This is a genomic window from Pseudoalteromonas sp. SMS1, assembly GCF_021530565.1.
Lineage (GTDB): Bacteria > Pseudomonadota > Gammaproteobacteria > Enterobacterales > Alteromonadaceae > Pseudoalteromonas.
Genome location: NZ_JAKGBI010000002.1, coordinates 391,650 through 403,844, shown reverse-complemented (window position 1 = coordinate 403,844; position 12,195 = coordinate 391,650). Strand labels below are relative to the sequence as shown.

At 43.1% G+C, this 12,195-nt stretch carries 9 protein-coding genes and 5 tRNA genes; 13 read left to right on the top strand and 1 reads right to left on the bottom strand.

Features of this window, described 5'->3' with window-relative positions; genetic code table 11:
* Window positions 1-30 precede the first annotated feature (30 nt).
* Together L1286_RS03655 and L1286_RS03650 are read left to right on the top strand one after the other, a co-directional pair.
* Entirely contained in the window at window positions 31-498 is a 468-nt protein-coding gene (locus L1286_RS03655; RefSeq protein ID WP_235405550.1) for a RidA family protein, read from the top strand.
* A 556-nt stretch (window positions 499-1,054) separates the two neighbouring features.
* Window positions 1,055-1,465 carry a hypothetical protein gene (locus L1286_RS03650; RefSeq protein WP_235405549.1) on the top strand — a complete coding sequence of 137 codons (411 nt, stop codon included), beginning with the start codon at window positions 1,055-1,057 and terminating at the stop codon, window positions 1,463-1,465.
* A gap of 18 nt (window positions 1,466-1,483) precedes the next feature.
* Here the strand turns inward: L1286_RS03650 and folD are convergent, their stop codons facing one another.
* A complete protein-coding gene (gene folD, locus L1286_RS03645; RefSeq protein WP_235405548.1) occupies window positions 1,484-2,338 on the bottom strand; it encodes a bifunctional methylenetetrahydrofolate dehydrogenase/methenyltetrahydrofolate cyclohydrolase FolD in 855 nt (284 codons plus the stop codon).
* A gap of 386 nt (window positions 2,339-2,724) precedes the next feature.
* Here folD and L1286_RS03640 point away from each other — a divergent pair.
* The 11 genes from L1286_RS03640 (at window position 2,725) to L1286_RS03590 (ending at window position 12,177) form a co-directional block, all read left to right on the top strand.
* Window positions 2,725-2,801: transfer RNA gene (locus tag L1286_RS03640), tRNA-Pro, on the top strand.
* 50 nt (window positions 2,802-2,851) lie between these two features.
* Window positions 2,852-2,928, top strand: a tRNA-Arg gene (locus tag L1286_RS03635).
* Window positions 2,929-2,952: 24 nt separating this feature from the next.
* A tRNA-His gene (locus L1286_RS03630) sits at window positions 2,953-3,028 on the top strand.
* A gap of 21 nt (window positions 3,029-3,049) precedes the next feature.
* Window positions 3,050-3,126 (top strand) — tRNA-Pro (locus L1286_RS03625).
* 22 nt (window positions 3,127-3,148) lie between these two features.
* Window positions 3,149-3,225: transfer RNA gene (locus tag L1286_RS03620), tRNA-Pro, on the top strand.
* Between the two features lie 273 nt (window positions 3,226-3,498).
* Entirely contained in the window at window positions 3,499-4,806 is a 1,308-nt protein-coding gene (tig, locus tag L1286_RS03615) for a trigger factor (RefSeq protein ID WP_235405547.1), read from the top strand.
* Between the two features lie 191 nt (window positions 4,807-4,997).
* Window positions 4,998-5,606, top strand: coding sequence for an ATP-dependent Clp endopeptidase proteolytic subunit ClpP (clpP, locus tag L1286_RS03610; protein WP_063359536.1), 609 nt, complete (start codon window positions 4,998-5,000; stop codon window positions 5,604-5,606).
* 235 nt (window positions 5,607-5,841) lie between these two features.
* Complete coding sequence (gene clpX / locus L1286_RS03605) at window positions 5,842-7,125, top strand: ATP-dependent protease ATP-binding subunit ClpX (protein WP_063359537.1); 1,284 nt, start codon at window positions 5,842-5,844, stop codon at window positions 7,123-7,125.
* Window positions 7,126-7,249: 124 nt separating this feature from the next.
* Entirely contained in the window at window positions 7,250-9,619 is a 2,370-nt protein-coding gene (gene lon, locus L1286_RS03600) for an endopeptidase La (RefSeq protein WP_235405546.1), read from the top strand.
* Window positions 9,620-9,829: 210 nt separating this feature from the next.
* Complete coding sequence (gene hupB / locus L1286_RS03595) at window positions 9,830-10,102, top strand: nucleoid-associated protein HU-beta (protein WP_063359539.1); 273 nt, start codon at window positions 9,830-9,832, stop codon at window positions 10,100-10,102.
* Window positions 10,103-10,263: 161 nt separating this feature from the next.
* On the top strand, window positions 10,264-12,177 hold the full coding sequence (locus tag L1286_RS03590) for a SurA N-terminal domain-containing protein (RefSeq protein ID WP_235405545.1): 1,914 nt from the start codon (window positions 10,264-10,266) through the stop codon (window positions 12,175-12,177).
* Window positions 12,178-12,195: the final 18 nt, after the last annotated feature.

Genomic DNA, 12,195 nt, shown 5'->3' with positions numbered 1-12,195 from the left:
CATGTGAACAATAAAGTAAAAGGAATCATTATGAAAAAGTGCGCAGTGGCGGTCATTTTAACATCGTTGATCGCTGGTTTATCTCATGCTGAGCCACAAGCAAAGTCAAATATTGAGTTTTTAAATTCGTATGCAGTGCTGCCAGCAGGGCACAACTTGCCTTTTTCTGAGGCTGTCAAAGTGAACGACAAGGTATATCTCTCAGGTCAAATAGGTATTCAACCCGGTACAACTAAATTGGTAGCAGGAGGGATTGGGCCTGAAAGCAAGCAAACAATGGAAAACATACGCGCAAGCTTAAATGCACACGGCTTGAGTATGAAAGATATATTTAAATGCACGATTATGTTGGCAGACATAAAAGAGTGGCCTGAATTTAATAAAGTGTATACCAAGTTTTTTAGTCGCCCATACCCTGCAAGAAGTGCATTTTCTACGAACGGGCTTGCTTTGGGCGCTCGTGTAGAGGTCGAATGCATTGCAACGGTACCTGCTTAAGGACCGCTTGCCAAGCGTCATTGAAGTTTTGACGCTACTCTAGTGTTCAAGCAATTCTATATAATATTATGATTTTATTGCTGTGGTACCTGTACGTTTTTAACGTTGTATTGAAAGTATCGCAGTATGAAATTAGTTGTGGACACCGCTTGTGCGGTATTTATATTGGCTGGATGTAAAGTGAACGAAGACGCATCGTATGAATAGGGATGCAGAGCCTCAAGATAAAACTGAGTACGTTGCCATTGAAGGTGTTGTCCAGTCACAGTAAGACAAAGTCTACCTTATGGATAAAGCCTTGAGCAAAAAATGTAAAATTGCAAAAGTAGACCATGCAGTTGTACTTGCTAACAATGGCCAACAAGCGCTTATGTGTCAACAGGAAATTATCAAGCCAACTTGCAAATAGCGGGTGTATTACCCAATCTTTGCTCAGTGTACTCGAGAATACAAGCTCAACACCTTTATGCATTTTCTGGTGACAAGGCATGCAGTTTGCTTAACTTTAAAGGTAATGATTAAACGGCAAAGGTATGCCTTTTAAAAGGAGAGTTAAATGCTATTACATAAAGCCACCACGACCTCTAAATCGCAATTCTCACAGGCAAGCACTCGTGCACCTCAACCACAAAGCGGCGACGCTTTCGCAAAAGAGCTCAGTAACCAAAGTCCAGTCTCGCAGTTGTCTCGGTCTCTAAGGCAAAAAGAGTTATCGACATCTAACCTGAATCAGCGCTTTTTATCTCAGGTGCAGCAAACTTTGATTTTTAATCGTCTTGGAGTGAACGAGGAAAAAGTAAAAGAGATCAGGGCTAAAATGGAAGCGCTGTTGAGTCTATTAGAACAGGGTGACATTGATAAAGCGGACTTTGATAAACAAATGGAGATGTTAGAGTCGATGATGGCAAAAGAATTAAAATCAACGGAAGAAACGGAAAAACAGTCTAATAAATTGGAGCACTTTTAAAGTGCTCCTCTCACGCTGCTAGCTTTTGCTGTTTTCACAAGCCTCTAGTGTGTTTTCAATTAGGCTTGCTACCGTCATGGGGCCAACACCACCAGGTACAGGGGTAATAAAGCTCGCATTTTGCTCTGCTTTATCATATTGCACATCACCTACAAGCTTACCTGAGTCTAGTCTGTTGATACCTACATCAATAACAATAGCGCCTTCTTTAACCCAGTCACCAGGAATAAATTCAGGTTTGCCAACGGCAACGACCAATAAATCCGCGCGACGTACGTGCGCTTCTAAATCTTGAGTAAATTTATGGCAGACTGTAATGGTGCACCCTGCGAGTAATAACTCTAAAGACATCGGTCGACCAACGATATTTGAAGCACCGACAACAACAGCATGCATACCTTTATAACGTACGCCAGTCGAGTCTAATAGTGTGATAATGCCTTTGGGTGTGCAAGGTCTTAGCGCAGGCATTCTTTGTGCTAGTCGGCCTACATTGTAAGGATGGAATCCATCTACATCTTTACTGGGGTGAATACGCTCGAGAATTTTTTCAGCGTCCAGCCCGTCTGGCAGAGGCAATTGAACAAGAATGCCATCCACTTCAGGGTCAAGGTTAAGTGTATCAATCAGCTCGAGTAACTGCGTTTCACTCGTATCATTGGGTAAATCGTATGACTTAGAAACAAAGCCAACTTCTTCACAGGCCTTTCGTTTCGAGCCGACATAAACTTGACTGGCAGGATCTTGCCCGACAAGTACGACCGCCAATCCTGGGGCCCTAAGTCCTTCAGCTACACGCTGCTCAACACGTTTTGCGACTGTACTGCGAACTTGTTTCGCAATGGCTTTGCCATCTATGATGTTTGCCGTCATGGGTGACCTTTATATATAAGGGTTAGTTACTTGAACGATTATAGAGCTAAAAAGGGGTCACTCTATGTAAACATGGCAGTTTATAGTCACATTCAATAAAAATAGAGATTGAATGAGCACTATCACTGTTCTGCGTACATTTTCGCAAAATTGAAGTGATTAGCCAAGCTGGATCCCACGATAAAGCAGAATCAATGAACGACTTGAAGGGGGAAGTTGAATGATTTTTGATTGTTTGAGCTGAATTTTAACCCTTTTGAGGTAAAAATAGGCAGTTGAAAGATTTTTTAAAAAAAATGTTTGACCTCAACAACTCAAATCTCTAATATGCACCCCGTTGCCAACGAGGGGTGTTAAACAAAAACATTCTAAGTCAGTAACAAAATCGGCGATTAGCGCAGCTTGGTAGCGCACTTGGTTTGGGTCCAAGGGGTCGCAGGTTCAAATCCTGCATCGCCGACCACTTCTTCACTTGATGAGGTGGGTGGATAGCACACAAGTGTTGTTTGTGTTGCGCCCGTAGCTCAGCTGGATAGAGCAACGGCCTTCTAAGCCGTGGGTCGAAGGTTCGAATCCTTCCGGGTGCGCCATTTAAATTATGTCCACATGTAGTGGCGGCTGTAGCTCAGTTGGTAGAGCCCTGGATTGTGATTCCGGTTGTCGTGGGTTCGAGCCCCATCAGTCGCCCCATCTACACTCTAAAATATGTTTCGGCGATTAGCGCAGCTTGGTAGCGCACTTGGTTTGGGTCCAAGGGGTCGCAGGTTCAAATCCTGCATCGCCGACCACTTTCAAAAAAATACATATTATCGGCGATTAGCGCAGCTTGGTAGCGCACTTGGTTTGGGTCCAAGGGGTCGCAGGTTCAAATCCTGCATCGCCGACCATCTCCCTCTTTATTTAATATCAAAATACCTCCTTAAATTTACACTCATTACCTTATATGTCATTTATTTCAGTTGATTGCTCGACTCTACCGTTTTATAGGTTATAATGCCGCGTCTAATGTTTAACATAGTGCCCTGATGGGGCAGGCAGCAAGTCTGGCATGTAATTGGTAGGTCATAAGCGCATTTCGCTTGAATTCTAATTACACTTCAGTGTCGACTTGTTTGTGAAGGAAGGCGCGTTGTCGCCAAAAATGAAAATTGAGGTATATCATGCAAGTTTCTGTTGAGACGACTCAAGGCCTTGAGCGCCGTCTGACTATCACCGTTCCTGCAGAGAACGTTGAGACTGAAGTTAAAAAACGCTTACAACAACTGTCTAAAACCCAGCGTATTGACGGTTTCCGTCCTGGTAAAGTACCTGTTTCTGTAATCAACAAGCGCTACGGTGCAGCTGTTCGTCAAGAAGTGGCTGGCGACCTAATGCAACGTAACTACATTGAAGCAATCGTTTCTGAGAAGATCAACCCAGCTGGTGCGCCTAGCTTTGCTCCTAAGTCTTTAGAGGCAGGTAAAGATCTTGAGTTTGAAGCAACTTTTGAAGTTTACCCAGAAGTTGAAATCAAAGACCTAGATAAAGTTGCTGTTGAGAAGCCAGTTGTAGAAGTGACAGCTGACGACTTAGCTAACATGCTAGAAACACTTCGTAAGCAACACGCTACTTGGACTGAAGTTGAAGCGGCTGCTGGTGAGCAAGATCGCGTTACAATCGACTTCCTAGGTACTGTTGAAGGTGAAGAGTTTGAAGGCGGCAAAGCTGAAGACTTCCCTCTTGAACTTGGCCAAGGTCGTATGATCCCTGGTTTTGAAGATGGTATCGTTGGTAAAAAAGCGGGTGAAGAAGTTGTGGTTGACGTAACTTTCCCTGAAGAGTACCACGCAGAGAACCTTAAAGGTAAGCCTGCACAATTCACAATTACTGTGAAGAAAGTTGAAGTTCAAGAACTTCCTGAGCTTAACGACGAATTTGCAACTAAATTCGGTGTAGCTGAAGGCGGTGTAGACGGTCTTAAAGAAGAAGTTAAGAAGAACATGACCCGTGAGCTTGACCAAGCTGTTAAAGCAAAGGTTAAAGAGCAAGCAATCCAAGGTCTTCTTGAAACGAACGAAGTTGAAGTGCCTAAGGCTCTTATCGACCAAGAAATCGATGCACTTCGTCAACAAGCTGCGCAACGTTTCGGTGGCGACGCTAAAAACATGCCAGAGCTTCCAGCTGAGCTATTCCATGAGCAAGCTGTAACTCGCGTTAAAACAGGTCTTCTTCTTGGTGAAGTGATCAAAGCAAACGACATCAAAGTTGATGACGCAAAAGTTGAATCACTAATCGAGACAGTAGCGTCAGCATACGAAGATCCTTCTGAAGTAGTTAACTACTACAAAGAAAATGATCAACTAATGCAGCAGATGCGTAATGTAGCAATGGAAGAGCAAGCAGTTGAAGCTGTACTTTCAAGCGCTACGGTGACTGATGTTGAAAAGTCTTTTGACGACATCATGAACCCTCAACAAGCTGCAGAGTAAGTTTCTTACCTCGTCTTTGAGGAAAGCATTGACTTACTGTTAAGCTAACGCTTAAATGGCTCGTAATGCTCTGTTAATTGCAGTGCTGCGAGCCTTTTTCGTTATTATGACGAAATAAAACTAAGGCGAGTTCAATAGATAGCGCTTGAACTGCGCAGCAAACCTGCCTCGCATATAAAGGAACCAATAATATGAATGACGGTATGATAGATCCTCTTAACGCTTTAGTACCTATGGTTGTTGAGCAGACAGCTAAAGGTGAGCGCTCTTATGATATTTACTCTCGTTTGCTAAAAGAGAGAATTATCTTTTTAACAGGTCAAGTTGAAGACCATATGGCCAACCTGATTGTGGCACAGATGCTGTTTCTTGAATCAGAGAGCCCAGACAAAGATATTTATTTATACATCAACTCCCCTGGTGGCTCTGTCACGGCGGGTATGTCTATTTACGACACAATGAACTTCATCAAACCAGATGTGAGCACCGTGTGTGTTGGACAAGCTGCAAGTATGGGGGCATTTTTGCTATCTGGTGGTGCAAAAGGCAAACGCTACTGTTTACCAAATTCTCGCGTTATGATCCATCAGCCTCTAGGTGGTTTCCAAGGCCAAGCTTCTGATTTTGAGATCCACGCAAAAGAAATTCTAACAATTAAAGAAAAATTAAACAGGTTGATGGCTGACCATACCGGTCAACCGTATGATGTAATTGCCAATGATACTGACCGAGACAACTTCATGAATGCGCAAGAAGCGGTTGATTACGGTTTGGTGGATGCGGTACATACTAGTCGTTAATAATTACAATGATTATTTTAGGTGACAACATACACCTTGAAATAATAAAACTTGGATCTATATCTTAGTGAGGTCCAAGTTTTTTAAAGTTTATTGCCAAAATGATGACTTTTATACGCGTAGTTTTCATTTTGAGCCAGCTTAGTTATGCCAACTGAAATTTTATTTGGTATAGTTAAAGCATGTATTGTGTTACCACTGTGATGGTAACTCACCAAATTTAAGAGGTAGTTGAATGTCAGACACTCCTACAGACGGCGACAAGAATAGCAAACTCTTGTACTGCTCATTTTGTGGTAAGAGTCAGCACGAAGTACGCAAGTTAATTGCTGGTCCATCAGTCTACATTTGTGATGAATGCGTCGAACTGTGTAACGACATCATTAGGGAAGAAATCAAGGATATTGCGCCGCAGCATGATTCGTCTGATAAACTGCCGGTGCCTAAAGAAATCCGCAACCATTTAGATGATTATGTTATCGGCCAAGAGCATGCCAAAAAGGTGTTGTCAGTAGCGGTTTACAATCACTACAAACGTCTTAGAAACCAAGGCATCAAAACTGAGGTAGAGCTTGGTAAAAGTAATATCTTATTGATTGGCCCTACAGGTAGTGGTAAAACGCTGCTAGCAGAGACGTTAGCTAGGCTATTAGATGTGCCATTCACAATGGCTGATGCAACCACATTAACCGAGGCTGGTTATGTGGGCGAAGACGTAGAAAATATCATTCAAAAGCTATTGCAAAAGTGTGATTATGATGTAGAAAAAGCACAGCGTGGTATTGTCTACATTGATGAGATTGACAAAATTTCTCGCAAATCTGATAACCCATCGATCACCAGAGACGTGTCTGGTGAGGGTGTGCAACAGGCGCTTCTCAAGCTGATCGAAGGCACGGTTGCATCAGTTCCACCACAAGGTGGCCGCAAGCATCCACAGCAAGAGTTTTTACAAGTAGATACATCTAAAATACTGTTTATTTGTGGTGGAGCCTTTGCGGGTCTAGACAAAGTTATCGAGCAACGCAGTCATACTAATACAGGCATTGGTTTTGGCGCAGAGGTAAAAAGCTCTGATAGCGAACGTTCTTTGAGTGAAACATTTAAAGATGTTGAGCCTGAAGATCTCGTTAAGTATGGTCTAATTCCAGAGTTTATCGGCCGCTTGCCTGTGGTAGCGACACTGACCGAGTTAGATGAAGATGCGCTTATTCAAATCTTAAATGAGCCCAAAAATGCGCTTACTAAGCAATATGGTGCACTGTTTAAGATGGAAGGTGTTGAATTAGAGTTCCGTGAAGATGCTTTAAAAGCAATTGCACACAAAGCAATGGAGCGCAAGACTGGTGCTCGAGGGCTGCGTTCAATTGTAGAAGCGGTACTTCTAGAAACTATGTATGAACTGCCTTCAATTGAAGATGTTAGTAAAGTGGTCATTGACGACACTGTCATTAAGGGGGAGTCAGACCCTATCTTAATTTATGAAAACAGTGGTCAAGACAAAGCGGCATCTGAATAGTCAGTCAGCACAATTAGAAAAGGAGCCTCGTGCTCCTTTTTTTGTCGAAGAGTTGAACTTTATAGAGGGCATCCCCATATACCTCTGTAATCTTAAAAAATAAATGAAGTGCGAAGAGAACATAATGACGCTTGAGAGAACGGATCGAGTTGAAATTCCAGTGTTGGCACTGCGTGATGTGGTTGTTTACCCTCATATGGTGATCCCGCTGTTCGTTGGCAGAGAGAAATCTATTAGATGTCTTGAAGCTGCAATGGAAAATGACAAGCAAATATTTTTAGTGGCTCAAAAAGAAGCCTCAATTGATGATCCTAGTACTGACGATATCTATGATGTTGGTACAGTGGCAACAGTACTGCAGTTGCTAAAATTACCAGATGGCACGGTAAAGGTACTTGTTGAAGGTACGCAAAGAGCAAAAATCGATGAGTTCTTGGTTACGGATGATTATTTTCTAGCGCAAGCGCAGTTTATTGCTTCGGAAAATATCCCTGAACAAGAGCAAGATATTTTCATTCGCAGTGCGGTAAGTCAGTTTGAAGGGTATGTAAAACTCAATAAAAAAATTCCACCTGAAGTACTGACCTCTGTATCGGGTATTGATGAGACAGCGCGTTTAGCAGATACCATGGCTGCACATATGCCGATTAAGGTGCCAGAAAAACAAAAAGTGCTTGAGTTATATAACGTAACAGAGCGCCTTGAGTATTTAATGGCACTGATGGAAGGCGAAATAGACTTGCTTCAAGTTGAGAAGAAGATTCGCTCTCGCGTGAAAAAGCAAATGGAAAAATCACAGCGTGAGTATTATCTCAACGAGCAAATGAAAGCGATTCAAAAAGAATTAGGTGAGTTAGATGACGTACCTGATGAATTCGAGACGCTTAAGAAGCGCATTGGTGAAGCTCAAATGCCAAAAGAGGCTGAAGAAAAAGCGACATCAGAACTTAACAAGCTTAAAATGATGTCGCCTATGTCTGCAGAGGCAACAGTCGTTCGTTCGTATATTGATACTCTGATCAATGTTCCCTGGAAGAAGCGTTCCAAGGTTAAAAAAGATTTAGCCAATGCACAAAAAATCTTAGATGCGGACCACTATGGTTTAGACAAAGTAAAAGAACGCATCATTGAGTACCTAGCAGTGCAGCAGCGTACCAACAAACTTAAGGGACCCATCTTGTGTCTCGTTGGTCCTCCTGGTGTAGGTAAAACCAGTTTAGGTCAGTCTATTGCTCGTTCTACGGGTCGTAAATATGTGCGTATGGCGTTAGGTGGGGTGAGAGATGAAGCGGAGATCCGCGGACATCGCCGTACTTACATTGGTTCGATGCCAGGCAAACTAATTCAAAGCATGAGTAAAGTTGGGGTTAAAAACCCACTATTTTTGCTTGATGAAATCGACAAAATGTCTTCGGACATGCGCGGTGATCCGGCATCAGCATTGCTTGAAGTATTAGACCCTGAACAAAACAGCAGTTTTGCAGATCACTATCTTGAAGTCGAGTATGATCTATCTGATGTTATGTTTGTGGCAACGTCGAACAGTTTCAACATCCCTGGCCCATTGTTAGATCGTATGGAAGTCATTCGTCTTTCAGGTTATACCGAAGATGAAAAACTTAACATTTCAAAGCAGCATTTAATTCCGAAGCAGATTAAACGCAATGGATTGAAAGCGGGTGAAATCGATATTGAAGACAGTGCGATCATCAATACGATTCGCTACTACACCCGTGAAGCTGGTGTACGTAACTTAGAACGTGAAATGTCGAAGCTATGCCGCAAGGCGGTGAAAGCGATCTTGCTCGATAAAGAACAAAAGAAAGTCGTTATCAATGGTGATAACTTAGAGAGCTTCTTAGGTGTTCAACGCTTTGACTACGGTAAAGCTGAAGACGGTGATCGTGTTGGGCAAGTGACAGGTCTAGCCTGGACAGAGGTCGGTGGCGACTTACTCACGATTGAGAGTGCGGCGGTACCAGGTAAAGGCAAATTGTCTTACACGGGCTCTTTGGGGGACGTAATGCAAGAGTCTATTCAAGCGGCGATGACAGTCGTGAGAAACCGTGCCGACAAGCTTCGCATCAACGACGATTTTTACGAAAAGCGCGACATTCACGTGCATGTGCCAGAAGGTGCAACACCTAAAGATGGCCCAAGTGCAGGTATCGCGATGGTTACGGGCCTTGTTTCAAGCCTGACCGGTAATCCTGTACGCAGCGACGTCGCCATGACGGGGGAAATTACGTTGCGTGGTGAAGTGTTGCCGATTGGTGGTTTGAAAGAGAAGCTATTAGCAGCTCATCGTGGTGGCATAAAGACGGTGGTGATCCCGAAGAAGAACGAACGAGATCTGAAAGAGATCCCTGACAATGTGCTTGAAGGGCTAGAAATTCACCCGGTGACTTGGATTGAAGACGTTTTATCGATTGCGCTTGCTCAGCCAGTGGACAGTTTTTCCATTGAAACGCAAAAAACTGCTGCGAAAGCTTAAAAAAGTCGATAAAAAGGGTTTTCAAATCCCAGTGGTGTGCTAAGTTAAGCACTGGATTTAAGCCTAGTTCTCGGGAAGCCCCGTAGTATCTAGGCTGTAATACATTTAAGCAAATAGAGAATCGAAAGATTTCTCGAAGTTAACAACAAAAGTGATGTTAGTTTTAAAACACCATCGCTCTTGATAATAACAATGTAAGAGGATGATATTGTGAATAAATCTCAATTAATCGATCAAATCGCAGCTGATGCTGATATTTCTAAGGCCGCTGCTGGTCGTGCTCTGGATTCATTCATTGAGTCAGTTACCACTGCGCTTAAAGACGGCGATTCAGTAGCGCTAGTAGGCTTTGGTACTTTTTCTGTTCGTGAACGCGCTGCACGCACAGGCCGCAACCCTCAAACGGGTGCAGCAATTGACATTGCTGCGGCTAACATCCCTGCTTTTAAAGCTGGTAAAGCTCTAAAAGACGCGGTTAACTAAGATTAGCTTATACAAATTGCAATTACGCTGTTGTTAAACAGATGTAATTGAACGCGATAAGCTTCAAGATAAAAAGCGTATCTGGTAAGATACGCTTTTTTTACATGAGCTAACTGATGCAAAGTACCCAGGTGCTTTGACTTAGATAAGAGATAGAACAAATGCTTGAAAAGATTAGAGAGGGCTCGCAGGGCCTTGCTGCCAAGATCGTTCTTGGTGCAGTTATCTTGTCTTTTGCGCTGGCAGGGATCGGTGGTTACCTAGGTCAAACCACAGAGCAGCCAGTTGCAGAGGTCAACGGTGTTAAAATTACCCAAATAGAGTTTTCTAGGGCGTTTGAAAACGAACGTGGACGACTAGAACAGCAATTTGGTGAGTACTTTGAGCAAATTGCCTCTGACCCAACCTACATGGCGCAAATTCGTCAAGGTGTTGTAGATCGACTAGTACAACAAGAGCTTCAGAACCAATTAGCACTAGAGCTTGGCTTACGTGTTAGTGATGCGCAAATTAAACAAGCCATTTTTGAAATGCCATACTTTCAAATAGGTGGTGAATTCAGCAATGACCGCTACTTACAACTTATTCGCCAGATGAACTTCCAACCAGATGAGTTTCGCGAGTACCTTCGTGAAGAAATGACACGAAACCAATTAGTCTCGGCATTAGCTGGTTCTGACTTTGTGCTTGATAACGAAGTGAAACATACGCTTTCTCTACAACAGCAAACGCGCGATGTAGATTACCTCGTACTGAGCAAAGATTCAGTAAAAGAGCAAGTCTCGGTTAGTGATGAAGAAGTTAAAGACTACTATGACCTAAACCAAGGACAATTCCAGTCTCCAGAGCAAGTTGCATTAAGCTATTTGGAGCTTAAAGCGTCTGATATTGTGTTAGATGAAGCGATTTCTGAAGATGATGTTAAAGCTTACTATGAAGAGAACAAAGCACAGTATTTAGAAGAAGAGAGACGCAGAGTTTCTCATATCCTTGTTGAAAGTGGTGATGATCCTGATTCTGCAAAAACGAAAGCGCAAGATTTGTATGCGCAATTACAAGGTGGAGCGGATTTTGCTGAGTTAGCGCAAACGCAATCAGATGACATCGCAAGTGGAGAACTTGGCGGTGATTTAGACTGGATTGAGCGCGATATGATGGATCCAGAATTTGAAACGGCTGCATTTGCACTAGAAAGTGTCGGTGATTTTTCACCTGTGGTAGAGTCGGAATTCGGTTTCCACATCATTCAGCTGACTGACTTACAAGCTCAGCAGAGTAAATCATATGAAGAGCTTGCAGACGAGTTACGTGCTGAATTAGAGCAAAATGGCAAGATTGACGCATTTTATGGTAAGCAAGAAGAAATTCGTGAACTTGCGTTTGAAATTTCCGATTCACTGGAAGATGCTGCAGTGGCTGCAAATCTAGAAGTGAAAAAGACGGCACTTGTCGCGCGCAACATGTTACCTGCACCACTTAATCAGCCTGCTGTGACGAATATTGTTTTTACGCCTGAACTATTAGAAGACGGTGTTAACTCAGAGGTGATCGAAGTTGCACCTGAGCATATGGTCGTTGTGCGTGTTGCGGATTACAAAGCTGCAACAGTGAAACCGCTTGAAGAGGTTACTGCACAAATTAAGTCTCGTTTAGAGAATGAGCGTGCGGCTGAGCTTACTAAAGAAAAAGCGGCAGACTTATTTGCGAAATTGGATCAAGGCACCTCTCTTGCAGATATTGCAGCTGAGCAATCTCTAGAAGTACAAACTGAAGAAGCATTGGCGCGCCAAAGCTATGCTGTTCAGCCGGCACTTGTTAGCCAAGCATTTAAGCTGCCTCACCCTACGGTCGAGAATGCATCAAAAGCAATGGTTGAGCTAGGCAATGGCGACTCTGCACTGCTTGTTGTTAAATCAGTAAAGCTGGCAGAGGTATCAGGTGAGATTCAACCTCAGCAAAAACAAAGTATTACCAGAACACAGGTAAACAAAAACTACCTCGCATTGCTAAGTGCACTGGAAAGTACAGCTGAAGTGAATAAACCAAGTTCCTTCGAAGTGACGGAAGAAAATTAAAAAAGGCGCTTAGGCGCC

Bases quoted from the DNA above. Each gene is read 5' to 3' on its own strand.
- L1286_RS03655 (WP_235405550.1), top strand. From the start codon at position 31: ATGAAAAAGTGCGCAGTGGCGGTCATTTTAACATCGTTGATCGCTGGT.
- L1286_RS03650 (WP_235405549.1), top strand. From the start codon at position 1,055: ATGCTATTACATAAAGCCACCACGACCTCTAAATCGCAATTCTCACAG.
- folD (WP_235405548.1), bottom strand. From the start codon at position 2,338: ATGACGGCAAACATCATAGATGGCAAAGCCATTGCGAAACAAGTTCGC.
- tig (WP_235405547.1), top strand. From the start codon at position 3,499: ATGCAAGTTTCTGTTGAGACGACTCAAGGCCTTGAGCGCCGTCTGACT.
- clpP (WP_063359536.1), top strand. From the start codon at position 4,998: ATGAATGACGGTATGATAGATCCTCTTAACGCTTTAGTACCTATGGTT.
- clpX (WP_063359537.1), top strand. From the start codon at position 5,842: ATGTCAGACACTCCTACAGACGGCGACAAGAATAGCAAACTCTTGTAC.
- lon (WP_235405546.1), top strand. From the start codon at position 7,250: ATGACGCTTGAGAGAACGGATCGAGTTGAAATTCCAGTGTTGGCACTG.
- L1286_RS03590 (WP_235405545.1), top strand. From the start codon at position 10,264: ATGCTTGAAAAGATTAGAGAGGGCTCGCAGGGCCTTGCTGCCAAGATC.